The 26,145-nt window shown below is 57.5% G+C and carries 19 protein-coding genes; 14 read left to right on the top strand and 5 right to left on the bottom strand.

Translation table 11 applies throughout. From position 1 onward, the window contains the following. Positions 1 to 148 precede the first annotated feature (148 nt). Together metA and EHO01S_RS11010 are read left to right on the top strand one after the other, a co-directional pair. The gene (metA, locus tag EHO01S_RS11015; RefSeq protein ID WP_024523997.1) at positions 149 to 1,078 is read left to right on the top strand and encodes a homoserine O-acetyltransferase MetA; all 930 of its coding nucleotides are present in this window, start codon (positions 149 to 151) and stop codon (positions 1,076 to 1,078) included. Between the two features lie 201 nt (positions 1,079 to 1,279). Next, positions 1,280 to 3,565: a YgiQ family radical SAM protein gene (locus EHO01S_RS11010; protein WP_024523996.1), complete on the top strand. Its 2,286-nt coding sequence runs from the start codon at positions 1,280 to 1,282 to the stop codon at positions 3,563 to 3,565. Positions 3,566 to 3,623: 58 nt separating this feature from the next. Here the strand turns inward: EHO01S_RS11010 and dkgA are convergent, their stop codons facing one another. Beyond that, complete coding sequence (gene dkgA / locus EHO01S_RS11005) at positions 3,624 to 4,454, bottom strand: 2,5-didehydrogluconate reductase DkgA (RefSeq protein ID WP_024523995.1); 831 nt, start codon at positions 4,452 to 4,454, stop codon at positions 3,624 to 3,626. A 176-nt stretch (positions 4,455 to 4,630) separates the two neighbouring features. On the opposite strand from dkgA, the gene EHO01S_RS11000 reads away from it, so the two are divergent. From EHO01S_RS11000 to EHO01S_RS10990, 3 genes are all read left to right on the top strand, one after another. Next, the gene (locus tag EHO01S_RS11000; protein ID WP_024523994.1) at positions 4,631 to 5,827 is read left to right on the top strand and encodes an amino acid aminotransferase; all 1,197 of its coding nucleotides are present in this window, start codon (positions 4,631 to 4,633) and stop codon (positions 5,825 to 5,827) included. A 204-nt stretch (positions 5,828 to 6,031) separates the two neighbouring features. Further along, positions 6,032 to 6,460, top strand: coding sequence for a secondary thiamine-phosphate synthase enzyme YjbQ (locus EHO01S_RS10995; RefSeq protein ID WP_024523993.1), 429 nt, complete (start codon positions 6,032 to 6,034; stop codon positions 6,458 to 6,460). Then, positions 6,453 to 6,797: an MmcQ/YjbR family DNA-binding protein gene (locus EHO01S_RS10990; RefSeq protein ID WP_024523992.1), complete on the top strand. Its 345-nt coding sequence runs from the start codon at positions 6,453 to 6,455 to the stop codon at positions 6,795 to 6,797. The genes EHO01S_RS10995 and EHO01S_RS10990 overlap by 8 nt, the downstream gene beginning before the upstream one ends. A gap of 59 nt (positions 6,798 to 6,856) precedes the next feature. Here EHO01S_RS10990 and uvrA read toward each other — a convergent pair whose 3' ends face one another. Beyond that, positions 6,857 to 9,688 carry an excinuclease ABC subunit UvrA gene (uvrA, locus tag EHO01S_RS10985; protein ID WP_024523991.1) on the bottom strand — a complete coding sequence of 944 codons (2,832 nt, stop codon included), beginning with the start codon at positions 9,686 to 9,688 and terminating at the stop codon, positions 6,857 to 6,859. Between the two features lie 219 nt (positions 9,689 to 9,907). On the opposite strand from uvrA, the gene EHO01S_RS10980 reads away from it, so the two are divergent. Beyond that, positions 9,908 to 10,453, top strand: a complete 546-nt coding sequence (locus EHO01S_RS10980; protein ID WP_024523990.1) for a single-stranded DNA-binding protein — start codon at positions 9,908 to 9,910, stop codon at positions 10,451 to 10,453. A gap of 144 nt (positions 10,454 to 10,597) precedes the next feature. Next, positions 10,598 to 10,927 carry a hypothetical protein gene (locus tag EHO01S_RS10975; RefSeq protein WP_024523989.1) on the top strand — a complete coding sequence of 110 codons (330 nt, stop codon included), beginning with the start codon at positions 10,598 to 10,600 and terminating at the stop codon, positions 10,925 to 10,927. A gap of 34 nt (positions 10,928 to 10,961) precedes the next feature. Here the strand turns inward: EHO01S_RS10975 and EHO01S_RS10970 are convergent, their stop codons facing one another. Then, the gene (locus EHO01S_RS10970) at positions 10,962 to 12,743 is read right to left on the bottom strand and encodes a sigma-54 interaction domain-containing protein (protein ID WP_024523988.1); all 1,782 of its coding nucleotides are present in this window, start codon (positions 12,741 to 12,743) and stop codon (positions 10,962 to 10,964) included. A 547-nt stretch (positions 12,744 to 13,290) separates the two neighbouring features. On the opposite strand from EHO01S_RS10970, the gene ygeW reads away from it, so the two are divergent. The 5 genes from ygeW (at position 13,291) to arcC (ending at position 19,494) form a co-directional block, all read left to right on the top strand. Next, the gene (gene ygeW, locus EHO01S_RS10965; RefSeq protein WP_024523987.1) at positions 13,291 to 14,478 is read left to right on the top strand and encodes a knotted carbamoyltransferase YgeW; all 1,188 of its coding nucleotides are present in this window, start codon (positions 13,291 to 13,293) and stop codon (positions 14,476 to 14,478) included. A gap of 72 nt (positions 14,479 to 14,550) precedes the next feature. Then, positions 14,551 to 15,750 carry a diaminopropionate ammonia-lyase gene (dpaL, locus tag EHO01S_RS10960; protein WP_024523986.1) on the top strand — a complete coding sequence of 400 codons (1,200 nt, stop codon included), beginning with the start codon at positions 14,551 to 14,553 and terminating at the stop codon, positions 15,748 to 15,750. Between the two features lie 66 nt (positions 15,751 to 15,816). Further along, positions 15,817 to 17,034 (top strand): YgeY family selenium metabolism-linked hydrolase, encoded by a 1,218-nt coding sequence (locus EHO01S_RS10955; protein WP_024523985.1) that lies wholly within the window; start codon positions 15,817 to 15,819, stop codon positions 17,032 to 17,034. Between the two features lie 58 nt (positions 17,035 to 17,092). Next, a complete protein-coding gene (hydA, locus tag EHO01S_RS10950; RefSeq protein ID WP_024523984.1) occupies positions 17,093 to 18,478 on the top strand; it encodes a dihydropyrimidinase in 1,386 nt (461 codons plus the stop codon). Positions 18,479 to 18,561: 83 nt separating this feature from the next. Then, entirely contained in the window at positions 18,562 to 19,494 is a 933-nt protein-coding gene (gene arcC, locus EHO01S_RS10945; protein WP_024523983.1) for a carbamate kinase, read from the top strand. Between the two features lie 126 nt (positions 19,495 to 19,620). On the opposite strand, the gene yqeB is transcribed toward arcC, so the two are convergent. Beyond that, positions 19,621 to 21,213, bottom strand: coding sequence for a selenium-dependent molybdenum cofactor biosynthesis protein YqeB (yqeB, locus tag EHO01S_RS10940; protein WP_024523982.1), 1,593 nt, complete (start codon positions 21,211 to 21,213; stop codon positions 19,621 to 19,623). Positions 21,214 to 21,241: 28 nt separating this feature from the next. After that, entirely contained in the window at positions 21,242 to 22,060 is an 819-nt protein-coding gene (gene yqeC / locus EHO01S_RS10935) for a selenium cofactor biosynthesis protein YqeC (RefSeq protein WP_024523981.1), read from the bottom strand. Positions 22,061 to 22,099: 39 nt separating this feature from the next. On the opposite strand from yqeC, the gene EHO01S_RS10930 reads away from it, so the two are divergent. Together EHO01S_RS10930 and ygfK are read left to right on the top strand one after the other, a co-directional pair. Continuing rightward, a complete protein-coding gene (locus tag EHO01S_RS10930; RefSeq protein ID WP_024523980.1) occupies positions 22,100 to 22,693 on the top strand; it encodes an NTP transferase domain-containing protein in 594 nt (197 codons plus the stop codon). A 343-nt stretch (positions 22,694 to 23,036) separates the two neighbouring features. After that, positions 23,037 to 26,144 carry a putative selenate reductase subunit YgfK gene (gene ygfK, locus EHO01S_RS10925; protein ID WP_024523979.1) on the top strand — a complete coding sequence of 1,036 codons (3,108 nt, stop codon included), beginning with the start codon at positions 23,037 to 23,039 and terminating at the stop codon, positions 26,142 to 26,144. The last annotated feature ends 1 nt before the right edge of the window (position 26,145 follow it).

Below are 26,145 nucleotides of genomic sequence, written 5' to 3'. Positions count from 1 at the left end.
CGCTGGCGGTATGGTGTCTCCTCTGCGCGCTGGATGAAAATTTCTCACGCAGTGCACTCTGTACAAGCTGGTTAAAACTGATTATTTTGGCTATCCAGATGTCTAAAAATAAACATGGACTGTCTTTCCTTACCGCTGGAGCGCACGCATGCCAATCAGGATCCCCGATGCCTTACCCGCCGTTAACTTCTTGCGTAATGAAAACGTATTCGTCATGACGCATTCGCGTGCCGCAGGACAGGAGATCCGTCCGTTGAAGGTATTGTTGTTGAACCTGATGCCGAAGAAAATCGAGACAGAGAATCAATTCCTACGCCTGTTATCGAACTCTCCCCTACAGATCGACATTCAATTACTCCGTATCGATCGACGTGAGTCGAAAAATACCCCGAGCGAGCATCTGAATAACTTCTATTGTCATTTTGAAGATATTCAACAGCAGAATTTCGATGGTTTGATCGTTACTGGCGCACCACTAGGATTGGTCGATTTCGGTGATGTCGCTTACTGGACGCAGATTGTGCGGGTAATCGAATGGGCACGAGCTCATGTGACGTCGACGCTCTTCGTCTGTTGGGCGGTACAAGCGGCGCTGAATGTGCTATATGGGCTACCCAAGATAACGCGTAGCGAGAAGCTCTCTGGCGTGTACGGTCATCAAACGCTGCAACCCTTGGCATTGTTAACCCGTGGGTTCGATGAACGTTTTTGGGCTCCGCACTCGCGTTATGCCGATTTCCCGACATCGTTGATCCGCTCGGCTACTGACTTGCAGATCTTCGCTGAATCGGAGCAGGCGGGGGCTTACCTGTTTGCTAGCGCCGATAAGCGCATGGTGTTTGTCACCGGTCATCCGGAGTATGACGCCTATACGCTGGGTGATGAGTATCAGCGTGACGTGAGCGCCGGCCTGGAGCCAATGCTACCGTGCAACTATTTTCCACAGGATGATCCCGCGCGCACGCCGACGGCGACCTGGCGCAGCCATGGTCATTTGTTGTTTACGAACTGGCTGAATTACTATGTCTATCAGATAACCCCCTATGATCTACGCCGGATGAATCCAACCCTGGAGTAAGCCGCCGCTCCAGATGGCGCTCCATCGTCGCACTGCGTTGGGTGTCAGCGCCAGGCCGTCACGCGCCCTCCCGTTTGGGGATGGCGCATGGGCTAACATCCTCTTGATTTCTTTTCTTGGCCGTAATGCGTATAATCGCCGCCCTGATCCTGATGATTTGTTCACCAGACCCGCCTGTCTTACCAATACAAGAGTAGCGTCATGAGTAGTGTCAGCCTAATCCAACCGGAGCGCGATCTGTTCTCCTACACCCCTTATTGGGCCGAATGCTTCGGCACCGCACCGTTCTTACCGATGTCGCGTGAAGAGATGGATAAGCTGGGGTGGGACAGCTGCGACATTATCATCGTTACCGGTGATGCGTACGTGGATCACCCCAGTTTTGGAATGGCCATTGTTGGCCGCATGCTGGAGGCGCAAGGTTTCCGCGTTGGCATCATTGCCCAGCCGGACTGGACCAGTAAAACTGATTTTATGCGCCTGGGTAAACCGAATCTGTTTTTCGGTGTAACCGCTGGTAATATGGATTCGATGATCAACCGCTATACCGCCGATCGCAAGCTACGTCATGACGATGCCTATACGCCGAATAACGAGGGGGGAAAGCGCCCGGATCGCGCCACCCTGGTGTATAGCCAGCGTTGTAAGGAGGCGTTCAGTGATGTGCCGGTGATCCTGGGCGGTATCGAAGCCAGCCTGCGCCGTGTAGCGCACTATGACTATTGGTCGGACACCGTGCGTCGTTCGGTCTTGGTGGACGCCAAGGCCGACATGCTGATGTACGGTAATGGGGAGCGCCCATTGGTCGAGGTCGCGCACCGCCTGGCGGCAGGCGAGCCGATCGCCAGCATCTGCGACGTGCGAAACACCGCCATCATACGTAAGGAGCCGCTAGTGGGCTGGAGTGGCGTCGATTCGACCCGCCTCGATACGCCGGGGCGGATTGAGCCGATCCCAAATCCGTACGGCGACGATCTGGCCTGTTCCCCCAAAAACGCCGAAGAGGCGACGCCGATCACCGTTCGGGCGCCTAAGCCTAAGCCGTGGGAAAAAACCTACGTCCTGTTGCCGTCCTTCGAGAAGGTGAAGAGTGATAAGGTGATGTACGCCCACGCCTCGCGCATTTTGCACCACGAAACTAACCCGGGTTGCGCGCGAGCCCTGATGCAGAAACACGGCGATCGTTACGTCTGGGTTAACCCGCCGGCCATTCCGCTGAGTACCGAAGAGATGGATAGCGTCTATGCTCTGCCGTTCCAACGGGTGCCGCACCCGGCTTACGGCAAGGCGCGGCTACCGGCCTATGACATGATCCGTTTCTCGGTCAACATTATGCGTGGTTGTTACGGCGGTTGTGCCTTCTGCTCGATCACCGAGCATGAGGGACGTATCATTCAGAGCCGCTCCGAAGACTCGATCATTCGCGAGATCGAAGAGATCCGCGATAAAGTGCCGGGTTTTACCGGGATTATCTCCGATCTCGGCGGACCGACCGCTAACATGTATATGTTGCGTTGCCAGTCACCGCGTGCCGAACAGACCTGTCGTCGTGCCTCCTGTGTCTACCCAGATATCTGTCGCCATATGGATACCAATCACGAGCCGACAATTAAGCTCTATCGTCGCGCCCGCGATCTCGCGGGGGTGAAGAAGATCCTGATCGCTTCCGGCGTGCGCTACGATCTAGCGGTACAAGATCCGCGCTACATCAAAGAGTTGGCGACCTATCACGTCGGCGGTTATCTGAAGATTGCCCCAGAGCATACGGAGGAGGGGCCGCTGTCGAAGATGATGAAGCCGGGGATGGGCAGCTATTACCGCTTTAAAGAATTGTTCGATAGTTATTCGAAGCAGGCGGGCAAAGAGCAGTACCTGATCCCCTATTTCATCTCTGCCCATCCGGGGACGCGAGATGAGGACATGGTGAACCTGGCGCTATGGTTGAAGCAACATCGTTTCCGCCTCGATCAGGTGCAGAACTTTTACCCGTCGCCGTTGGCTAACTCGACCACCATGTATTACACCGGTAAAAACCCACTGTCTAAGGTGGATTACAAGAGTGAAGAGGTCGTGGTTCCGAAAGGAGAGCGTCAACGCCGTTTGCACAAGGCGTTACTACGCTATCATGATCCGGCTAACTGGCCGATGATCCGTGCCGCGCTGGAGGAGATGGGGCTGCAACACCTGATCGGCAATCGCCGCGAGTGCCTGGTGCCGGCGCCGACACTGGAAGAACAACGCGCCGCTCGCCGTGGTTATCAGCGCAACATGACGCCAGCGATGACCAAACACACCGGTGCGCCTCGCCGCTCCGCTGCGCGTCCCCAGGGTGCGGGACGCGCGGCAGCGATGCGTGGGGAGACGAAGGGGACGGCACAACCCACCCCGCGTTCGGGAGGAAAGGGCGATCATAGCCGTCCCGCTCGTCCCGCAGAGCGAACGTCCCGCCCGACACGCCCCGCCGGGCAGGCTAAGAAACCGCGCTAAGCGCTTCGGCGGCGGCCTCAATGCTTGGCGTTAGGGCCGCCAGAACGCTTCTTAGCGCCTACAGGCGCATATAGGTGGCAGGATCGGAACCGAGCCGCTTGCCGCACTCCAAACGGGCGATCTGTGCCAGCTCGCTCGCCTCCAGTTTAAAGTCGAACACGGCGATATTCTCCCTCAGGCGCATGGCCGAGACGGTTTTCGGAATGACGATGCGCCCACAATCCAGATGCCAACGAATGACGATCTGTGCCGCGCTCTTGCCATACTTGGCCGCCAGACGGCGAATCGGCTCGGCGTCAAACACGCCCTCTCCCCCCTGAGCTAAGGGGCTCCAGGCCTCGGTCGCGATGCCATGGCGGCGGTTCCAGGTTTGCAGCGTCGTTTGTTGCAGCAAGGGATGGAGTTCGATCTGATTGACAGCCGGCACGACACCGGTCTCGTCCAATAGGCGCTGGAGATGCTCAGGGTTGAAGTTACACACTCCGATGCTCTTGACTAACCCTTGTCGTCGCAGGGCGATCAGATGGCGCCAGGCGTGAACGAAGGTATCTTGTAGCGCCATCGGCCAATGGATCAGGTAGAGATCGATATACTCCAGGCGAAGTTTATGCAGGCTAGCATGAAAGGCCCGCTCGACCTCCAGATGGTCGGCATTCCACAGTTTGGTCGTGATGAAGAGCGACTCACGCGCCAGGCCGCTCTGCTGTAATGCCTGGCCGACGCCATGTTCGTTACCATAGATAGCGGCGGTATCGATGGCACGATAACCGACACGCAGTGCCTCGGCGACAACATCACGCGCCAGGGTATCGCTGACCTGCCAGACTCCTAACCCTAATTGGGGGATGCGGTTGCCGTCATTCAGCGTAATCGAGGGATAGGTGGGCATGGCGATCTCCATTGCGGGTTGCAGCGAATGATTTCTCGTCAGATTTTTTACCTTATCACACTCTTGTGTATCGGGGATCGCCTGGGCGGCTCGGCATGCGTAACGCGTGAGCCAGCTAGTATTTTTCTGTGATATGGGGTTATGTTATGGCCATCAGCCAAAAGGAGAGCCACCCCATGTTTGAACATGTAGATGACTATGCCGGCGACCCGATCCTCTCTCTCATGGAGCGTTTCAAGCAGGATCCCCGTCCCGAGAAAGTAAACCTGAGTATCGGCTTGTATTATGACCAACGGGGTGAAGTCCCGATGCTTTCTTCGGTCGCGAGCGCCTTAGCCCGCGTGAATGCCGCGCCCGCGACGGCGCCGCTCTACTTGCCGATGGAGGGACTGGCCAGCTATCGCAGCGCCGTGCAGTCGTTGCTACTGGGGGCCGATCATCCGGCGCTGCGCCAGAAACGGCTGGCAACGGTGCAAACGGTCGGGGGATCGGGGGCCTTGAAGATCGGCGCTGATTTTTTGCGGCGCTATTTCCCCACGGCAGAGGTGTGGGTCAGCGATCCGACGTGGGAGAACCATGTTGCCATCTTCGAAGGCGCTGGTTTTCGTGTTCACCACTATCCCTATTTCGATGTCCAAACCTTGGGGGTGCGTTTCGACGCCATGCTGGCGACGCTGGAGCGGTTAGCGCCGCAGAGCATCGTGTTGTTACATCCCTGCTGTCATAACCCGACGGGCGCGGATCTGACGCCTGCACAGTGGGATACGCTGGTGGCATTGTTGCGTCGGCGTGCATTGATTCCTTTTCTGGACATCGCTTATCAGGGATTGGGAGGCGGAATGGATCAAGATGTCTACGCCATTCGCGCCATCGCCGATGCCGGACTACCCTGCCTGATCAGTAACTCCTTTTCCAAGATCTTCTCACTGTATGGCGAACGGGTTGGCGGCTTATCGGTGCTATGTAGCGACAGTGCCGAGGCGGCGCGGGTCTTGGGGCAGTTGAAGGCCACCGTGCGGCGTAACTACTCCAGTCCGCCGTTGCACGGCGCCACCCTGGTGGCAGGGGTGCTCTGCGATCCCACACTCCATCGCCAATGGCGGGAAGAGGTCGAGGCGATGCGCTTGCGTATCATCGACATGCGTAAGCAACTGGCTGCCAGGCTCAATCAGGCGCTGCCACAGTGTAATTTTGATTACCTGCGTCGTCAGCGCGGCATGTTCAACTACACCGGGCTATCGCCTCAGCAGGTGGCGCAGTTGCAACAGCAGGATGCGGTCTATCTGGTGGGCAACGGTCGGGTCTGTATGGCTGGGTTGAATGAGCACAATCTTGAACGCGTCGCGGCGGCGTTGGTTCGTGTGATGGCCTAACCCCCGCAGAGGGGCGGACTGGAGGGGCGGCACGACGCCCCCCTATGCATCGATGGTGGTTGACGTAGATTCTGCGTTCACTCCCGGCGCTTCGGTCCCCTTATCCTTTTCTGACGCTGCGTCTGCCTATCTTTACAGAACTTTCCGCTGCGTTTTCTTGCCGCTGGCTGTACAAAGAATATACTTATCGAGGACGTTATCGACATGTGGTATCAGCAAACCTTGACGCTGCGGGCGAGAGCGCGCGGTTTCCATCTGATCACGGCGGAGATCACCGCCGCCTTACCGGCCTTGGGGCAGGTTCGGGTGGGGCTGTTGCATCTGTTGTTACTACATACGTCGGCGTCGCTTACCCTCAATGAAAACTGTGATCCCACAGTGCGTCATGACATGGAACGTTATTTTTTGCGTGCGGTGCCGGAAGATGCTCCCTATGCACACGACGATGAAGGGGCGGACGATATGCCCGCGCACATCAAGTCGTCTCTGCTGGGAACCTCGCTGGTGGTGCCGATACGCCAGGGCGCGTTACAGCTTGGAACCTGGCAGGGTATTTGGCTTGGCGAACACCGTATACAGGGCGGGATACGCCGTATCGTAGCAACCATACAAGGGGATAGGATTGATGGATAATTCGGCATTTATGCAATATTGCCTGTCGAAGCCCGGGGCGCAGCAAACATTGCAAAACCGCTGGCGCACCCACCAGGTGCGCGTCGGCGGCGTATTATTTGCGATGGTGGAGAATGGTGAGGCGCGTCCGGCAGTGGCGGTGAAGACTAGCTGTGAGCAGGCCGTCAGACTGCGCAGCCTCCACAAGGACATCGTGCCCAGCCGCCGCCTGAATAAGGCGCACTGGAGTACCGTATTCCTCGACGGTGCCCTCAACGATTCATTGCTCTATCAACTGGTGGATGGCTCTTACCAGTTGGCGCTGCACCAAGCCAGCGAGCAGCACTCGTTACAGTAATTGCTCTCCGTTCAAGCGGGCCCCAGCGCCGGATGTTACGCCTGACGCTGGGGCTCGTGTCAGCCTTGCTCGAGGATGGGGCGCAGGAAGCGCGCCGTATGCGAGGTGTCACACTGCGCGACGGTTTCCGGTGTCCCGGCGACCAAAATCTGTCCGCCTCCACTGCCGCCCTCCGGCCCCAGGTCAACGATCCAGTCCGCCGTCTTGATCACATCCAGGTTATGTTCGATGACGACAATGGTGTTGCCCTGATCGCGCAGTTGGTGCAGCACCGCGAGCAGTTGTTGAATATCGGCGAAGTGCAGACCGGTGGTGGGCTCATCCAGAATGTACAGGGTTTGCCCGGTGCCACGCTTAGAGAGCTCACGCGACAGTTTGACGCGTTGCGCCTCACCGCCGGAGAGGGTAGTCGCCGATTGCCCCAGGCGGATATAGCCCAATCCGACATCCATCAACGTCTGTAGCTTACGCGCCAGCGCCGGGACGGCGTCGAAGAAGCTGCGCGCTTCCTCAATCGTCATCTCTAGCACCTCATGGATGTTTTTCCCTTTGTACTTAATCTCCAAGGTCTCACGGTTATAGCGCTTGCCCTTGCAATGATCGCACGGCACGTAGATGTCCGGAAGGAAATGCATCTCCACCTTGATCACCCCGTCGCCCTGGCAGGCCTCACAGCGCCCGCCGCGCACGTTAAAGCTGAAGCGACCGGGGGTATAACCGCGAGCGCGCGACTCCGGTACGCCAGAGAACAGCTCGCGGATCGGGGTAAAGATACCGGTGTAGGTCGCTGGATTGGAGCGTGGAGTCCGCCCGATAGGGCTTTGATCGATGTCGATCACCTTATCGAAATGCTCCAGTCCCGTGATACTGCGATAGGGGGCCGGTTCGCTCAGCGTGGCGCCGTTTAGCTGGCGTTGTGCGATGGGGAATAGGGTATCGTTGATCAGTGTCGACTTGCCGGAGCCGGAGACACCGGTGATGCAGGTAAATAGCCCAACGGGCAGGGTTAACGTCACCTCTTTCAGATTATTGCCGCGTGCACCGCTCAGCTTGAGTACCCGCGCGGGATCGGCCGCGACCCGCTCGCTGGGGATGGCAATCTTACGTTGTCCGCTAAGATATTGACCGGTGAGAGAGGCGGGGGTCGCCATGATTTGCGCCACGTCGCCTTGGGCGACGATCTCACCGCCATGCACTCCGGCACCGGGACCGATGTCGATGATGTGGTCGGCGGCGCGGATGGCATCCTCATCGTGCTCGACCACAATCACCGTGTTGCCCAGGTTGCGTAGGTGCATCAGCGTATCGAGCAGGCGCTCGTTATCGCGTTGGTGTAAGCCAATAGAAGGCTCGTCGAGCACATACATTACCCCGACCAACCCGGCGCCGATCTGGCTGGCCAGACGGATACGCTGCGCCTCACCGCCGGAGAGTGTCTCGGCAGAGCGCGACAGGGTCAGGTAGTTCAACCCGACGTTAACCAAAAATTGCAGGCGCTCGCCGATCTCTTTCAGTACCTTCTCGGCGATTTTAGCGCGCTGTCCACTGAGTGCTAGTTGCTGGAAGAAACGTAAGGCCGCGCCGATGCTGAGATCGGCGATCTGCGGTAGCGTGGTGTCCTCAATGAAGACATGACGCGCCTCTTCGCGTAGTCGGGTCCCACCGCAGGCGGCGCAGGGGCGGTTGCTGATAAACTTGGCCAGCTCCTCGCGCACGGCGCTGGATTCGGTCTCTTTGTAGCGGCGCTCCATATTGTGCAGCACCCCTTCGAAGGGATGATGGCGCACGGTGGTATCGCCACGATCGTTAATGTACTTGAACTCGATCGCTTCTTTTCCCGAGCCGTAGAGCACCACCTTCTGTATTGCCTCATCCAGTGTGTCGAAGGGCGCTTCAATATCAAAATGATAATGGTCGGCCAACGAGCGTAGCATCTGGAAATAGTAGAAGTTACGACGATCCCAACCGCGAATAGCGCCGCCAGCCAACGAGAGCTCGCCGTTCTGCACCACCCGCTCCGGATCGAAGTACTGCTGGACGCCTAGGCCGTCGCAGGTGGGGCAGGCCCCGGCCGGGTTGTTGAAGGAGAATAGGCGGGGCTCGAGTTCGCGCATGCTGTAGCCGCATAAAGGACAGGCGAAATTGGCGGAGAAGAGCAGTTCTTCCGCCTGGGGATCGTCCATATCGGCGACCACGGCGCTGCCGCCAGAAAGCTCCAGGGTGGTCTCGAATGACTCGGCCAGACGCTGTGCCATATCGGGGCGAACCTTAAAGCGATCGACCACCACGTCGATACTGTGTTTCTTTTGCAGCTCCAGCTTCGGCGGATCAGAGAGATCGCAGACCTCGCCATCGATCCGCGCCCGGATATATCCCTGCGCGGCCAGATTTTCCAATGTCTTGCTGTGCTCACCCTTACGATCCTTGATGATCGGTGCCAGCAGCATCAGACGCTTACCTTCCGGCTGCGCCAATACATTATCGACCATCTGGCTGACGGTCTGCGCCGCTAGCGGCGTGCCGTGCGTTGGGCAGCGTGGCTCACCGACACGGGCGAACAACAGGCGCAGATAGTCATGGATTTCGGTGATGGTGCCGACGGTAGAGCGCGGGTTATGCGAGGTAGACTTTTGTTCGATGGAGATGGCGGGCGATAAACCTTCGATATGATCGACGTCGGGTTTCTCCATCAACGATAAAAACTGACGGGCGTAGGCGGAGAGTGACTCGACATAGCGCCGCTGTCCTTCGGCATACAGGGTATCGAACGCCAGAGAGGACTTACCGGATCCGGACAGACCGGTGATGACCACCAGTTTATCGCGGGGAATGATCAGGTTGATATTCTTGAGATTGTGGGTGCGAGCACCCCGTATTTCTATTTTATCCATTACCGACTTCCCGGATTAACAGTTACCGATCTCTGCGTGCACAAGCGTGATCAATAATTATGACATATTAAAAACTGAATGAATATCCAGTATTCAATAACCGTGTTCGTGCCGGATTACGGCGTACGCCGCAGAAACGATCGAGGATGCTCAAGCGTCGCTGGCGTGTTAGAATTTACCGTTTAGACTGAATAAATTTACTACATCAGGAGAGTCGATATGGCCAGCAGAGGCGTAAACAAAGTGATTCTTATCGGTAATCTGGGTCAGGATCCGGAAGTCCGTTATATGCCGAACGGCGGCGCTGTTGCCAACTTGACGCTGGCGACCTCTGAAACCTGGCGCGACAAGCAGACCGGTGAGCAGAAAGAGCGGACTGAATGGCATCGTGTCGCGCTGTACGGCAAGCTGGCGGAGATTGCCGGCGAGTACCTGCGCAAAGGCTCTCAGGTATACGTTGAGGGGCAGCTGCGCACGCGTAAGTGGCAGGATCAGAGCGGCCAGGATCGCTATACCACCGAAGTCGTCGTCGACATCAACGGCTCTATGCAGATGCTGGGGGGGCGTCAGGGCGGTGGTGCTCCGATGGGGAACCCAGGTCAGCAGGGGGGGTGGGGCCAACCACAGCAGCCGCAAGGCGCGGCTTTCAGCGGCGGGCAATCCGCACCGCGTCAGCAGCAGGGAGGCTATGCCGCACCGGCACAACCCGCTGCGCCGCAGAGCAGCGAACCGCCGATGGATTTCGATGACGATATCCCATTCTGATTGCGCGGATAACCGATTTGCAAGCCCCGCGTCGCGGGGCTTTTTATTAGGCATCGTTCGCCCTGGCGGGTAGAGGTATTGCAGACGGCGATGCGGCGGCACGGGGTCGTCGCTCCCGCCGCCCGGCAAAGATGAGAGAGGATGATGGTACTACGACGACTTTCTTGGATGGTGGGCAGCGGTGCTTGGCTGATGCCCTGGGTACTGTTGCTCTGGCAGTGGCTGGAGACCGGGCGTTACCAGGCGGCGCACTCCGCCCAGGCGTACCGTAGCTGGCAGGTGACGGTGTTGCTGGCCGATGCCGCCTTTGCCGGCGGTCTGTCGTTGCTGGCGCTGTTGATCGGGGCGCTCGCCCTGGCGCGTAGCACACCGGAAAGCGTGCGGCCTGGCCGGCGTATGGCAGAGTTGGTCTTGCTGGCCTTACCGCTGCTATTCGCCCTGTTCGTTGTCGGGCGATTCTGGCTACACGGTTGAGCGGGCCCGCTTAGCGAGCCCGCAACGTATGCGGTTATGGCGTGGTGAGCTCGTATTTTTTGATCTTGCGGTAGAGTGTCGCGATACCGATCCCTAACTCTTCCGCCGCCTGTTTCTTGTTACTGTGACGAGACAGCGCCTCGCGGATCATCTGCTTCTCCATCTCCTCCAGCGCGGTGCTGCCATGATCATCGCAGGCCACACTGCTCTGATAGTGGCTGGTGTCTTCGCGGTAGACCGGCGTGACTTGGCCGTTGACCAAGTTCGGCGGTAGCAGTGCCGTATCGATCACCTCGCCGCTTGGCACCACGTTGATCAGGTATTCCATCAGGTTGCTCAGTTCGCGCACGTTGCCCGGCCAGCGGTAGCGTTTGAGCAGCATCATCACCTGAGGGGAAATGCCGGGATAGACCAAGCCGATGCGTTTGGTATGTAGATTGAGGAAGTAGTGGATCAACAGTTCGATGTCGCCATTGCGTTCGCGTAACGGTGGCAGCGCGACGGGAATGACATTGAGACGGTAGTAGAGATCCTCGCGGAACTTCCCCTCGGCGATGTATTGCTCCAGATTTTGGTTGGTCGCCGAGATAATGCGGATGTCGACGGCGATTGGATTGCTAGAGCCGATCGGTTGAACCTCACGAGCCTCAATGGCACGCAGCAGCTTGGCTTGGAGCGTGAGTGGCATATCGCCGATTTCGTCTAAAAATAGCGTACCGTGATTGGCGGCCTGGATCAGGCCGACCTTACCGTTGGCGGAGGCGCCAGTGAAAGCGCCCTTCACATAGCCGAACAGTTCGCTCTCCAGCAGTTGGTCGGGAATGGCGGCACAGTTGATGGCGATGAAGGGTTTGTTGTTGCGATCGCTCAACTGGTGGATCGCGCGTGCGACCACCTCTTTCCCGGTGCCACTCTCGCCGACGATCAGCACGCTGGAGGGGCTGGGAGCCACGCGGCTGATTAAACGTTTGAGGGTGCGCATCGGACGGCACTCCCCCACCAAATGTTCGATGCGGGGATCGTCCGGATTCAGCTCGACGCTCATCGGTGAGTGAGACTGATGGAACGCCATCAGGAACAGCTGGTGGTCCTGTATATCGTGGAGTTGGCCGATGACCAATTCCTGGTGCTGATCGAAGGTGACGATATGTTGCAGATGGCCGCTCAGATAGTTCTGTTGATAGGTCAGTGGCCGAATATTAAATGTTTTACCAATAACTTGCTCATTAATGGCATTCAGTTGTTTTAATGCGGTGGCATTGGCAAATTTCGCTTGGTTATTTTCGTCAAGCACGATCACGCCCTGATCCATATTCTCGATCAGGCTAAGCAGTATTTTACTGACGCCATCGTTTGCTCCTTGGCTTTCCAATAGTTTAGAGACGAATATGTTGGATATATGACGAACATAGTCGGAGAACTCGTGTAAATTATCTTTTATTCGCTCCTGTTGCTCCTGGGTAAAGGCGACCAGACTGATCACCCCGATGCAGTTTCCTTGGAACAGGATGGGCGTACCGAGGAAAGCTTTCTCCTTACAGTTATCCTTACTGTTGCACCCCTCACAAACGGGATCGAAACGTGAGCGGATCACCACCTTTTCCTGTTTAGTATCGAGGACGTAACGCAGTAAGCGCGAGTTGCTGTTGAGCTTGCGGCCGAAGAACTTGCCGTAAGGTCCGGTGCCCGCGACGCGTGTCATGGTGGCATCGACGATTTCAACTTCCAGTTGCAGTACGCTCGAAAGCATCTTGGTAAAGCGCAGAATGATGGGTTGGATCTGCATCAAAACGGATTGCGTGTTTGCCGACGTCATAATTAAACCTTTCTTTTAGCACTTAACCAGTTACCTGTTGATATGGGTATATTGGCGGTGGTGACAACCTATTCCATTAGGTCACATGCATCTTCGTTTATCGCATGATACTAACTCAGCAAAATTGAATTTTGATAAAGATGGATTTCTTTTCGTGCGCGATACGACAAATATGTAATAGCCATCACACTTTATTATCAAAATGAGAGCGATGGCGGAGAGGTTATCAATATGGGTTGCTGATGGGTGAAAAAAAAGTGCCGCCGCAGGCCAAGCGAGTAAGTATTTAGTGTATTTACTCTGCTGATAATATGCACCCAACAGATAAAGCTGACCGCCTTTCAGGGCTTTTGAACATTATTTTGTGATGGCTCTCGCACAATATCATGGGCATGTCCGTTCCCCCCAGATAGAAAACAAATTTGGCACAGTTATTGTTTAAGTCTTATCAGTCGCTGTTATCGGCTGTTTGCAGGTCGGGCTCTCACCGCCTGGGCGGCGTAGCAGGTTGTCAGGTAGCCAGTCACTTACTCATTAGGGCCATACGATGAAAACTGTTAATGAAATTATCAAGGATATCAACGCGCTCAAGTCTAACCTTCATGACAAGGACTTTTTGCTGACCTGGGAGCAGAGTCCGGAAGAACTCAAGTTGGTGCTGGATGTCGCCGCCGCGCTGAAGACGATGCGGGCAGAAAACATCGCGACCAAAATCTTTAATAGCGGGCTGGGTATCTCCGTATTCCGCGATAACTCAACCCGTACCCGTTTCTCTTATGCCTCCGCATTGAACCTGCTGGGTCTGGCACAGCAGGATTTGGATGAAGGGAAATCGCAGATCGCCCATGGTGAAACGGTACGTGAGACCGCCAACATGATCTCTTTCTGCGCTGATGCTATCGGGATCCGCGACGACATGTATTTAGGCGCTGGTAACGCCTATATGCGTGAAGTGGGAGCCGCGTTGGATGAAGGCTATGAGCAAGGCGTATTGCCGCAGCGCCCGGCGCTGGTCAACCTGCAATGCGATATCGACCACCCGACACAGTCCATGGCCGACCTGGCGTGGCTGCGCGAACACTTTGGCAGCCTGGAAAATCTGAAGGGCAAGAAGATCGCCATGACCTGGGCCTATTCTCCGAGTTACGGCAAGCCGCTGTCTGTCCCGCAGGGCATCATCGGCCTGATGACTCGCTTTGGGATGGATGTCACCCTGGCCCACCCGGAAGGCTATGACCTGATCCCGGATGTGGTTGAGGTGGCGCGTAACAATGCCAAAGCGTCCGGCGGAAGCTTCCGTCAGGTGAGCTCCATGGAGGAGGCATTCAAGGATGCGGATATCGTTTATCCCAAGTCGTGGGCACCTTACAAGGTGATGGAGCAGCGCACCGAGCTGCTGCGCGCCAATGACCATGATGGCCTGAAGGCGCTGGAGAAACAGTGTCTGGCCCAGAACGCCAACCATAAAGATTGGCACTGCACCGAAGAGATGATGAAGCTGACTCGTGGCGGTGAGGCGCTGTATATGCACTGCCTACCGGCTGATATCTCAGGTGTTTCCTGCAAAGAGGGTGAGGTCACCGAAGGGGTATTCGAGAAATACCGTATCGCTACCTACAAAGAAGCCAGTTGGAAGCCGTATATCATCGCCGCGATGATCGTCGCGCGTAAGTTCCCGAAACCGGGTCTGTTGCTGGAGCAACTGCTCAAAGAAGCGCAGAAACGCATTAAGTAACACCGTCGGCCGGCCTGCCGGGCCGGCCTCTCCGCCAGCGCGGATCTCTTTTTCGATGGATGAGGTTGGTTTATGTCTGTTTTCTCGTTGAAGGTGGATATTGCGCAGAACCGTTTCTTCAATGGTGAAACGTCGCCACTGTTCTCCCGTGCCGAAGCACAGAAAGCACGGGCCTTTCATAAAAAAATTACCGGCTACCGTCCTACGCCGCTGTATGCCTTGGATGAACTGTCTCACCTGTTCGGCATCGGCAAGATTTTGGTGAAGGATGAGTCGCAGCGTTTTGGTCTCAATGCCTTCAAGATGCTGGGGGGAGCCTACGCTATCGCGCGCCTGCTGTGTGAAAAGTATCACATGGATATCAATGACTTCTCCTTCGAGAAGCTCAAATCCACCCTGAGCGAACGCATGACCTTCGCCACGACCACCGACGGCAACCATGGTCGCGGTGTGGCTTGGGCTGCGCAGCAGTTGGGCCAGCATGCGGTGGTGTACATGCCGAAGGGCTCGGCGCGTGAGCGGGTAGAGCATATCCGTAACTTGGGCGCAGAGTGCATCGTTACCGATATGAACTATGACGACACCGTGCGCCTAACCATGAAGACCGCGCAGGAGCGGGGTTGGGAAGTGGTGCAGGATACCGCTTGGGAAGGCTATACCAAGATCCCGACCTGGATCATGCAGGGTTACGCCACACTGGCGGATGAAGCGGTTGAGCAGATGGCGCAGATGGGGATCGAGCGCCCGACGCACGTCTTCCTGCAAGCTGGTGTCGGTGCCATGGCCGGAGGGGTGTTGGGCTATTTGGTGGATGTGTATGGCGCCAACAATCTGCACTCGGTGATCGTGGAGCCGGATCTGGCGGACTGCGTGTTCCGTTCTGGGGTGAAGGGGGAAATCGTCAACGTCGGCGGCGACATGGCCACCATCATGGCTGGTCTGGCCTGCGGCGAACCGAACCCGTTGGGCTGGCCGTTGCTGCGCAACTGCGCCACCCAGTTTATCTCCTGTCAGGATAACGTCGCCGCCTTGGGAATGCGTGTGCTGGGTAACCCGTTGGGGCAGGACGCGCGCATCATCTCTGGCGAATCAGGCGCCGTCGGTCTGGGGGTATTGGCTGCCGTTCACCATCATCCGCGTCGTGAAGAACTGATGAAGACGTTAGGGCTGAATCGCGATTCCGTGGTGCTGTTGATCAGCACCGAAGGGGATACCGATGTGAAGCACTACCGTGAAGTGGTTTGGGAAGGGAAATACCCGGCGTGTGAATAAGCGCGGGGGCATCGTTGAATTCATGCTCCCCGCCCGGCGGGGGGATTACCACTGGAGAAGAATATAATGGCTAAGCAAGTTCCGTTCGATATGATTCTGGAGAAGGCACATCAATATAAAGACGACATGTCCCGTTTCCTGCGCGACATGATTGCCATCCCCAGTGAAAGCTGCGATGAAAAGCGCGTGGTGTTGCGCATCAAAGAAGAGATGGAGAAAGTGGGCTTCGATCGTGTTGAGATCGACCCGATGGGGAACGTGCTGGGTTACGTCGGCCACGGCCCGCATCTGATCGCCATGGATGCTCACATCGATACCGTTGGCGTCGGTAACATCAAGAACTGGACCTTCGATCCCTATGAAGGCATGGAGACCGACGAACTGATTGGCGGACGCGGTGCGTCGGATCAGGAAGGCGGTATGGCCTCCATGGTGTATGCCGGCAAGATCATCAAGGATCTGGGACTGGAAGATCAATACACCCTGCTGGTGACCGGTACGGTACAAGAAGAAGATTGCGACGGTCTGTGCTGGCAGTACATCATCGAGCAGTCCAAGATCCGTCCGGAGTTCGTGGTCAGTACCGAACCGACCGATTGCCAGATCTACCGCGGTCAACGCGGTCGTATGGAGATCCGCATCGATGTACAGGGGGTCAGTTGCCACGGCTCTGCGCCGGAGCGCGGCGATAACGCCATCTTCAAGATGGGGCCGATCCTGAATGAATTGCAAGAGTTGTCACAGAACCTGGGCTATGACGAGTTCCTCGGTAAGGGGACGCTAACGGTCTCCGAGATCTTCTTCACCTCGCCGAGCCGTTGCGCCGTGGCTGATAGCTGCGCCGTCTCTATCGACCGCCGTCTGACCTGGGGTGAAACCTGGGAAGGCGCGCTGGAGGAGATCCGTGCTCTGCCGGCGGTGAAGGCCGCCAACGCGACCGTCTCTATGTATAACTATGATCGTCCCTCCTATACCGGTCTGGTTTATCCGACCGAGTGCTACTTCCCTACCTGGAAAGTCGAAGAGGACCATATCACGGTTAAGACGCTGAGCCAGGCCTATCAAGGACTGTTCCGTAAGCAACCGGTCGTCGATAAGTGGACTTTCTCCACCAACGGTGTCTCCATCATGGGCCGCCACGGCATCCCGGTGATCGGCTTCGGCCCGGGTAAAGAGCCGGAGGCGCATGCGCCGAACGAGAAGACCTGGAAGGATCATCTGGTGACCTGTGCGGCGATGTATGCCGCCATCCCGCTGACCTACATGGAGCAGCTGAAGAAGTAAGTTAACGTCCCTCGCCCCGGCGCCGGTGGTGCCGGGGCTCCTCTGCGGAGTCACAACGATGAGAACGCTGATTAAGAATGGCACGGTGGTGAACCACGACGGCGAGCGATGGGCGGATGTGCTGATTGAGCACGGTATCATCAGTCGCGTTGACCCCGGCCTGAGCGAGGACGAGGCGGATGAGGTGATCGACGCGCAAGGTTGCTATGTGTTGCCCGGCGGTGTCGATGTGCATACGCACTTTAACATCGATGTGGGCTTGGCACGCAGTTGTGATGATTTTTTTACCGGCACCCGCGCAGCGGCGTGTGGCGGTACAACAACCATTATCGACCATATGGGCTTCGGCCCGAAGGGCTGTTGCCTGCACCATCAGTTGGCGGCCTATCATGACTATGCCGCCGGCAAGGCGGTGATCGACTACAGCTTTCACGGAGTGATCCAGCATATCGACGAGGCGATCCTCGACGAGATGGCCTCGATGGTGCACGAAGAGGGCATCAGCAGTTTTAAGCTCTATCTTACCTATGGTTTTAAGCTGGACGATGATGCGGTGTTGCGTGCCCTACGCCGCCTGCATCAGGTCGGCGCGCTGACCACGGTACACCCGGAGAACGATGCTGCCATCGCGCAACGTCGCGCCCATTATTTGGCGCAAGGCGAAGTGGCGCCGATTTTTCATGCCCGTAGCCGTCCCTTGGAGTGTGAGGCGGAGGCCATCGCTCGGATGATCAACTTGGCGCAGTTGGCCGGTAACGCGCCGCTGTATATTGTCCACCTCTCCAACAGGTTAGGGCTGGAGTATCTACGCTTGGCGCGGGCGCGTCATCAACCAGTGTGGGTGGAGAGTTGCCCGCAGTATCTGCTGTTGGATGAGCGTAGCTACCTGCGTGAGGATGGGCTGAAGTTTATCCTTAGTCCACCGCTGCGCAATCTGCGCGAACAGGACGCCTTGTGGTGTGGGATCAGCGATGGCGCTATCGATGTGGTGGCCACCGATCACTGCACGTTTCCTTACAGCCAGCGGCTGGCGCTCTCCGGCGGCAATTTCAGTCGTTGCCCCAATGGACTGCCAGGCGTTGAGAATCGCATGTTATTGCTGTTCTCCGCCGGGGTGATGACCGGGCGTATTTCGTTGCCACGTTTCGTGGCGCTGACCAGTGCCACGCCGGCGCGGCTGTTCGGCTTGTGGCCGCAGAAAGGGGTGATCGCCCCGGGCGCCGATGCCGATGTGGTGATCATCGATCCGCGCCGCACCACCACCATCCATCACAGCGCATTGCATGATAACGCCGATTATAGCCCCTATGAGGGCATGGTCTGCCGCGGCGAGATCCGCCATACCTTGGCGCGTGGCGAACGCATTTTCAGTGAGGGACAGTTTTGCGCCGAACCGGGGCGCGGGCGTTTTCTGAAGCGTAAAGCGTTTCAGGCACCGCTATAGGCAGTACGGCTGCGCCCGCATACCGCCGGGAAGCTTGCGCGACGGGATGCAGTCCGGTCCAACAACATACGAGTGAGGATATGATGAAGAAAAAAATCGTGCTCGCGCTGGGGGGTAACGCACTGGGCGAAGGGCTGGCCGAACAGATGCAGGCGGTGAAAACCACGGCACGGGCGATCGTCGATCTGATCGCCCAGGGCCATCAGGTGGTGGTCACCCACGGCAACGGCCCGCAGGTTGGCATGATCAACCTGGCGTTTGAGGCGGCGGCAAAGACCGAGGCGCATACGCCGATGTTGCCGATGTCGGTCTGTGTCGCGTTGAGCCAAGGGTATATCGGCTACGATCTGCAAAACGCGCTGCGTGAGGAGTTACTGGATCGGGGGATGGATACGCCGGTGGCGACGCTGATCACCCAGGTAGAGGTCGATGGTAACGATCCCGCGTTCCTCAATCCGAGCAAGCCGATCGGCTCGTTCTTCAGCCAAGAAGAGGCGGAGCTGCTGATGCGTAACGGTTACAACATGAAAGAGGATGCCGGGCGCGGTTATCGCCGCGTGGTCGCCTCGCCGAAACCGGTCGATATCGTTGAGAAGGAGACGGTGAAGGCGATGATCAATGCCGGTCAGGTGGTGATCACCGTCGGCGGCGGCGGGATCCCGGTGATCCGTGAGGGGAATCATCTGCGCGGCGCCAGCGCGGTGATCGATAAGGATTGGGCCAGCGCCAAACTGGCGGAGATGATCGATGCCGATATGCTGATCATTTTGACGGCGGTAGAGAAAGTGGCGATCAACTTCGGTAAGCCGAATCAGCAATGGCTGGATCGCCTCAGCCTGGACGATGCCCAGCGCTTTATCGATGAGGGGCACTTCGCCAAGGGCTCGATGTTGCCGAAGGTCGAGGCGGCGCTCTCTTTCGCCCGTACCCGGGCGGGCCGTGAGGCGCTGATTACCGTATTGGATAAGGCAAAAGAGGGGATTGAGGGTAAGACCGGCACCGTGATCTGCCAATGATCCTCGCCGGGCACCGGGCGTAGCGCTCGCGGTCATAAATGTCATCGTAAACCAGGGGGCGCTTAGCGCCCCCTGATTCATTGGTTTTATTTATTAACACGCTGCACGAGTGGCGTTTAAACGGGCTCAAGATTGTGGGCTGAGCTTCATCATGGCCTCCAGCACCGCGCCACCGATAGCGCGCGCCTTGTCGGAGACGGTGGTGTAGTCGGCCTGTGCGCCACGCGGATCGACATCGCCGATCTTAAAGCCAGCGCTGACCTCTAGCCCCTCGCTTAGCAGGCCGCGCACCATGCCTGGCAGCGGCGCCATTACCGGGGTGTTATCGATATGGGCCAGAATGTCGCCTTCATTGACCAGATCACCCAGCTTGACACAACAGTGCATGATGCCGGCGTGCGGCGCCCGGATCACCCTGCGGGTGGTATGGCCGTTGATATTGCCAGGGATACCGGTGTTCGCCTGGGCAAAGCCGCGGTAGATCACCCGTCCCAGATGGTGGCCGCGGTTGGTTTCGATCACCGCATCGCAGTCTTGACCGGCATCGAACCCGGGGCCGAGGGCAATGGTGACCGGCGCCATGTCACGGCGGGTCCCCAGATTTTGTTTGGCCAGGATGGCATCGACCAGATAGTGGGGTTGCAGTGCCGCCAGGGTGAGGCACTGCGGATCGACCAGCACTGGGATGATGCCTTGTTCGATCAGGCTGAAGGCCTGCTCGGCGCCTTCGGCGCGGCGGGCGGTTACCCCTTCGACGGTCATCTCACCATCGAACACCGCCTGGGCAAAGGCGACGCTGCGGCGGATCACCGTCGGTTTGGCCACCTCTAACATCAAGACGCGGAAGCCAGCGTGATACAGGCGTAGCGCTACGCCCGTCGCGATATCGCCCGCGCCGCGGATCGCCACTAAACGGTTGCGCTGTAGACGAATGTTCTGCTTCATTTGGCCACCGGCGGCGCGATTCTTGATCTGTAAGACCTCCGCCAGAATGCTGACGGCGATCTCCTCCGGCGTCTCGGCACCGATGTTATAGCCGATAGGCGCGTGTAAGCGTGCCAGTTGCTCCTCATCGACGCCGCTCTGGCGCAGTTGTTGGCAGAAAGTCTGTACCTTGCGTCGGCTGCCTAGCAGCCCTAAATAGTACAGCGGCTTGTCGATCAGACAGTCGAGCGCCTCTTTGTCCTGACTGTTGGTGGCGATAATGACGAAGCTCTCTTCCTCGATCTGCATCGCCGCGATGAGGTGAGTATAGCTGTCGCCGTGGTGTAGGCGGGTACCGGCGGGAAATAGCGCTGGATCCAGGCTCTCCTGGTAGGTATCGCCAACATGAATATCGAAGCCTAATGGTGCGGCCGCGTGAGCGATGGCGCGATTGACATGCCCGGCACCGATCAGTACCAGGCGAGGACGTAGACCGTGGACATCGATATACACCGACATCGCCCCGCCGCAGTCGGAGCCGACGGCATCTTGCCCACTGCGCGCCATGCGACCGTGGAAGACGCGTGGCTTACGTTCGGCTAGCGCCTGCATGGCTTGCTCAATGACCAGGCGTTCGACCATCCCGCCACCGATAGTCCCGATGATACTGCCGTCCTTTAATACCAGCATTTGGGCCGAATGGCGCGGTGTTGAGCCCCGGCTCTCGATGATCTGAGCCATAGCGAAGGGGCGGTTCTGTTCCTCAAGTTGCGCGGCTTGTGCAAAGATATTCATAACGACCTCAATGTTTACTGCCTTGTTGTTATTCCCAGCGCTGCCGCACGCATCCGCCGGCAGGGGGGGTGTCATGGCGCTGCAAGATGCGCGTAATCGGAGGATGTTCACGGACGGCGCCGAGCCAGATGGCATCCAGCGTGCCGTCATGCAGCAGGGCATACAGATCGGCGTCCGTAACATTATCAGATTGATAAAAGCGGTTGATCAGCCAGACCCGTCGAGCCCCCTGCGGGGTACCCTTGAACATCCCCTGCGGATGGCGGATAAAGCGGCTCATCGCCACCATATCCAGGCGTTCTCCCTCCGCCAGACCGCTGCATGCGGCGAACAGCGGCCAACGGTGTACGCACTGTGCGCCGACGGGATGCCCTAAGGGCGCGCCCCCACTCACGGCGATTACGCAATGGCTACTTTCAGGGATGCAAGGTTCGTGCCCCGCCGGTGCTTTTAGCGCTAGGCGATGCGCGCCATCGGCTTCCACCAGGATCACATCGGCCAGATCGCGTTGGGCCAAGGCGTCGATCTGTGCCGGCATGAAGCCGCGGACCTTACCGTTGGTTGCATCCCAGGCGGAGAAGCAGGCGGTGATGGGGGCGCGCAGCGCGTTGGCCGGTAAGGCCGCCGGGTGACGGCAAAAGAGAGTCGGGAGCGTGTCGGGGAGATACATGCGGGTCGTGGTGGTAACCAGTACCCGTCGCTGCTGGGCGGCCCAGGCCCGCGCCAGCCAATGCAGGGCGCTGGTTTTCCCTCCCGCGCCGATCACGCTGATCAGCAAGGGCTGCGCGCGCGTTTCACGATCACAAAACAGAGTATTGAGTTCGGGTATTATGCGGTTCACCGTCATGTGCTATGAATAATGTCATTAATCCCGTGGAAAAATAGAATGATGCCAGCAGAAGAATATATTAATCCCGAGGCAGTGAGTGCGATCATTCCCGCCGCCGGGCTATCGTCACGGATGGGGCAGTGGAAAATGATGCTTCCCTATCGCGATGGCACTATCCTGGATGCCAGTATTAATAACGCATTGGGATTTTGTCAGCAAATAATATTAGTGGTAGGGTTCCGCGCCGAGGTGTTATTACAGCGTTATGGTGATCATCCTCGCATTCAGCTGGTGGTGAATAACGATTATACCAGCGGTTTATTTTCCTCGCTCTGCTGCGGCGCGGCGCAGGTACAGAGTGACTATTGTTTTATCTGTCATGGTGATATGCCTTGCCTGACGCCGGCACTGTTCGCCCAGCTGTGGCGGCAGCGCGGGCCTTATGCCTTGCTGCCGCGTTATCACGGCACTCCCGGCCATCCGGTCCTCGTGCCTCGCAGCGTATTGCCGCAGGCGGGGCAGCGCTACCCCCAGCGCAGTATGCGTGAATATTTGCTGGCAAAAGATTATCGCTATCTTGATATAAATGCAGAAGAAATTATTTTCGATGTCGACACACCTCAGGCGTATCAATTGCTTTTGCAAAAATAAGTGCTTTAGTTTTTATATTTAAGCGATTGCGTTCACAATTAAAATAATTATATCAAGATTCGCATATCAAAGTGATACGAATTCTCTTTTTTTGATAATCTGATTGGCGCTGAATAAACCGCCAGGAAGTGAATGTGTTTTAGTGATTGGTATTCTCATTTAGCCGGTGTGAGCTGTTTCACAAATAGATAAAACAATTAGATATTACTCACGGTTTTTATCATCCAAAAGAAGGGAATAAAGATTTGGCGTGATTGTTGCTGATATCTAGCTAGCCGCCGGTGTGCGCGGGACGTACCCCGGTAAATCAATATCAGCGTTATGTCGCAGCAAGGAGAGAGTCATGGGTGATATTATGCGTCCCGTTCCATTCGAGGAGCTTCTGACGCGCATTTTTGATGAATACCATCAAAACCGCTCTATCTTTGGGATCCCCGAACAGCAGTTTTACCGCAAAGATAATCAGAATCTGATCAAGGTGTTCGGTGAAACCTGTGAGACCCCCATCGGCCCCGCCGCCGGCCCACATACTCAGCTGGCGCAAAATATCATCGTATCTTGGCTGACTGGCGGCCGTTTTATCGAACTGAAGACGGTGCAGATCCTCGACCGTCTGGAGTTGGATAAGCCGTGTATCGATGCGGAAGATGAGTGTTTCAACACCGAATGGTCTACCGAGTTTACCCTGCTAAAAGCCCACGATGAATACCTGAAAGCCTGGTTCGCTCTGCATCTGTTGGAGGAGATCTTCGACCCACGCACCCAGGGTGAGGCCAAGTCTTTCATCTTCAACATGAGCGTGGGCTATAACCTCGACGGCATCAAGCAACCGCCGATGCAACAATTCATCCACGACATGATGGACTCCGCCAAGCATCCTAAGTTTGCCGAATATCGCCGCATCTTAGCGCGTTTGGTCAACGATGAGGCATTCCTGGCCCGTCTGGGGCTGACGGAGCGGCGTGACCGCCTGGCCGCGTTGGCAGAATCGATTCCGGGCGACATGGCGCACGGCGTCACCTTGTCGACTATGCATGGTTGCCCACCGGATGAGATCGAGGCTATCTGCCGCTATATGCTGGAAGAGAAGCAACTGAACACCTTCGTCAAGCTGAACCCAACCCTGCTGGGGTACGCTCGGGTGCGTGAGATCCTCGATACCTGCGGCTTCGACTATATCGGTCTGAAGGAGGAGTCCTTCGAGCACGATCTGAAGCTGGCGCAAGCGTTGGAGATGTTGCAGCGTCTGATGGCGCTGGGCCGGGAAAAGCAACTGAGTTTCGGTGTCAAGCTGACCAACACGCTGGGCACCATCAACAACAAGGGTGCGCTGCCCGGTGACGAGATGTACATGTCCGGTCGCGCCCTGTTCCCGCTTTCCATCAATGTGGCGGCGGTGCTGTCGCGTGCTTTCGACGGCGAACTGCCGATCTCCTATTCCGGTGGTGCCAGCAAGTTCAACATCCGCGACATCTTCGAAACAGGTATTCGCCCGATCACCATGGCGACCGATCTGCTCAAGCCAGGCGGCTACCTACGCCTGACCGAATGCATGCGCGAGTTGGATCGCTCTGAATACTGGCAGATGCCGAAGGTCGATGTCGCGCGCCTGGAAGCACTGGCTGCCCGCGCCGTCAGCATGGAGTACACCCAGAAACATTGGAAGTCCGAGGATCGCATCGATGCTGGTGGCCCGCTGCCACTGACCGATTGCTATGTGGCCCCCTGTGTAACCGCCTGTGCTATCAAGCAAGATATTCCTGAATATATTCGTCTGATGGGCGAGGGACGTTATGCCGATGCGCTGGAGGTGATTTATCAGCGTAACGCCCTGCCGGCGATCACCGGCCACATTTGCGACCATCAGTGCCAGTACAACTGTACTCGCCTGGATTATGACAGCGCCTTGAATATCCGCGAATTGAAGAAGGTGGCGTTGGAGCGCGGCTGGCCGGAGTATCAGCAGCGTTGGCACAAACCGGCCGGCTCTGGCGACAAGCACCCGGTCGCGGTGATCGGTGCCGGTCCCGCCGGTCTCTCCGCGGGTTACTTCCTGGCGCGGGCCGGTCATCCGGTCACCCTGTTCGAGCGCGAAGCCAACGCCGGTGGGGTGGTGAAGAACATCATTCCGCAGTTCCGTATCCCGGGAGAGTTGATCGCCCATGACATCGACTTTGTTGCCGCTCACGGAGTGAAGTTTGCCTTCGGTTGCGATCCGCAGCTAACGGTCGAACAGCTACAGCAGCAAGGTTTCGCTTATGTCCTGGTGGGGGTCGGAACCGACAAGAACAGCGGCGTTCGTCTGGCGGGCGATAACCGTAACGTCTACCGCTCTCTGCCGTTCCTGCGTGATTACAACCGCGGCGTAGCCTTGCAGTTAGGCAAACACGTCGCCGTCGTCGGTGCCGGTAACACGGCGATGGACTGCGCCCGCGCTGCTCTCCGGGTCCCGGGGGTCGAGGACGTCACCGTGCTATACCGCCGTACCCTGAATGAGATGCCAGCTTATCGCGAGGAGTATCAGGAGGCGCTGGAAGACGGGGTGAAATTCATGTTCCTGACTAACCCGGAACGTTTTGAGCAGGACGGCACCCTGGTGGCGCGCGTCATGGCGCTCGGCGAGCCGGACGAACAGGGGCGTCGCCGTCCGGTGGCTACCGAACAAACCGTTACCCTCCAGATGGACGCCCTGATCACCGCCATCGGCGAGCAAGCCGACTGTGAGCACCTGGCTGCCATCGGCGTGCCATTGGACGACAGCGGCTGGCCGGCGGTACGCGATGCCAGCGGCGAAACCACGCGTGACAACGTGTTCTTGATCGGTGACGTGCAGAGCGGCCCCTCCTCTATCGTGGCGGCCATTGGCACCGCCCGTCGGGCGACGGACGCCATTCTGGCGCGCGAAAACATCGCGACCCGCTACGGCGACAAGTACTGGAACAACGTCGACCCGGCGCGCATCTACCAGCGTAAGGGCGCGATCGCCGTCACCCTGGTGGATAAAGACGACCGTGACGCCTTCGTGGCGCAGGAGGCGCAGCGTTGCTTGGAATGTAACTACGTCTGTAGCAAGTGTGTGGATGTTTGCCCGAACCGCGCCAACGTCTCCATTGCGGTTCCGGGGTTCCAGAATCGCTTCCAGACGCTGCATCTGGATGCCTATTGCAACGAGTGCGGCAACTGCGCCCAGTTCTGTCCGTGGCAGGGTAAACCTTACAAAGATAAGGTCACTATCTTCAGCTTGGCGCAGGACTTTACCAACAGCAGCAACCCCGGCTTCTTGGTGGAGGGTTCCCAGGTGCGTGTGCGTCAGGATGGTCAAGAGTGGCAGTTACATATCAATGAGGCCGGTGAGTTTGCCGAGGTACCGCCGGTGTTGAGCGACATGTGCCGCATCATCAGCCATGTCCACAATCATCACCATTATCTGCTGGGCCGGGTGGAGGAATAAT

The sequence above is a fragment of the Edwardsiella hoshinae NBRC 105699 = ATCC 33379 genome (assembly GCF_000474215.1).
GTDB lineage: Bacteria > Pseudomonadota > Gammaproteobacteria > Enterobacterales > Enterobacteriaceae > Edwardsiella > Edwardsiella hoshinae.
This window is presented reverse-complemented; position numbering and strand designations above follow the sequence as displayed.

What these genes read in the sequence shown, in the direction of transcription:
- metA (WP_024523997.1), top strand. Translation starts at nt 149, where the DNA reads ATGCCAATCAGGATCCCCGATGCCTTACCCGCCGTTAACTTCTTGCGT.
- EHO01S_RS11010 (WP_024523996.1), top strand. Translation starts at nt 1,280, where the DNA reads ATGAGTAGTGTCAGCCTAATCCAACCGGAGCGCGATCTGTTCTCCTAC.
- dkgA (WP_024523995.1), bottom strand. Translation starts at nt 4,454, where the DNA reads ATGCCCACCTATCCCTCGATTACGCTGAATGACGGCAACCGCATCCCC.
- EHO01S_RS11000 (WP_024523994.1), top strand. Translation starts at nt 4,631, where the DNA reads ATGTTTGAACATGTAGATGACTATGCCGGCGACCCGATCCTCTCTCTC.
- EHO01S_RS10995 (WP_024523993.1), top strand. Translation starts at nt 6,032, where the DNA reads ATGTGGTATCAGCAAACCTTGACGCTGCGGGCGAGAGCGCGCGGTTTC.
- EHO01S_RS10990 (WP_024523992.1), top strand. Translation starts at nt 6,453, where the DNA reads ATGGATAATTCGGCATTTATGCAATATTGCCTGTCGAAGCCCGGGGCG.
- uvrA (WP_024523991.1), bottom strand. Translation starts at nt 9,688, where the DNA reads ATGGATAAAATAGAAATACGGGGTGCTCGCACCCACAATCTCAAGAAT.
- EHO01S_RS10980 (WP_024523990.1), top strand. Translation starts at nt 9,908, where the DNA reads ATGGCCAGCAGAGGCGTAAACAAAGTGATTCTTATCGGTAATCTGGGT.
- EHO01S_RS10975 (WP_024523989.1), top strand. Translation starts at nt 10,598, where the DNA reads ATGGTACTACGACGACTTTCTTGGATGGTGGGCAGCGGTGCTTGGCTG.
- EHO01S_RS10970 (WP_024523988.1), bottom strand. Translation starts at nt 12,743, where the DNA reads ATGACGTCGGCAAACACGCAATCCGTTTTGATGCAGATCCAACCCATC.
- ygeW (WP_024523987.1), top strand. Translation starts at nt 13,291, where the DNA reads ATGAAAACTGTTAATGAAATTATCAAGGATATCAACGCGCTCAAGTCT.
- dpaL (WP_024523986.1), top strand. Translation starts at nt 14,551, where the DNA reads ATGTCTGTTTTCTCGTTGAAGGTGGATATTGCGCAGAACCGTTTCTTC.
- EHO01S_RS10955 (WP_024523985.1), top strand. Translation starts at nt 15,817, where the DNA reads ATGGCTAAGCAAGTTCCGTTCGATATGATTCTGGAGAAGGCACATCAA.
- hydA (WP_024523984.1), top strand. Translation starts at nt 17,093, where the DNA reads ATGAGAACGCTGATTAAGAATGGCACGGTGGTGAACCACGACGGCGAG.
- arcC (WP_024523983.1), top strand. Translation starts at nt 18,562, where the DNA reads ATGAAGAAAAAAATCGTGCTCGCGCTGGGGGGTAACGCACTGGGCGAA.
- yqeB (WP_024523982.1), bottom strand. Translation starts at nt 21,213, where the DNA reads ATGAATATCTTTGCACAAGCCGCGCAACTTGAGGAACAGAACCGCCCC.
- yqeC (WP_024523981.1), bottom strand. Translation starts at nt 22,060, where the DNA reads ATGACGGTGAACCGCATAATACCCGAACTCAATACTCTGTTTTGTGAT.
- EHO01S_RS10930 (WP_024523980.1), top strand. Translation starts at nt 22,100, where the DNA reads ATGATGCCAGCAGAAGAATATATTAATCCCGAGGCAGTGAGTGCGATC.
- ygfK (WP_024523979.1), top strand. Translation starts at nt 23,037, where the DNA reads ATGGGTGATATTATGCGTCCCGTTCCATTCGAGGAGCTTCTGACGCGC.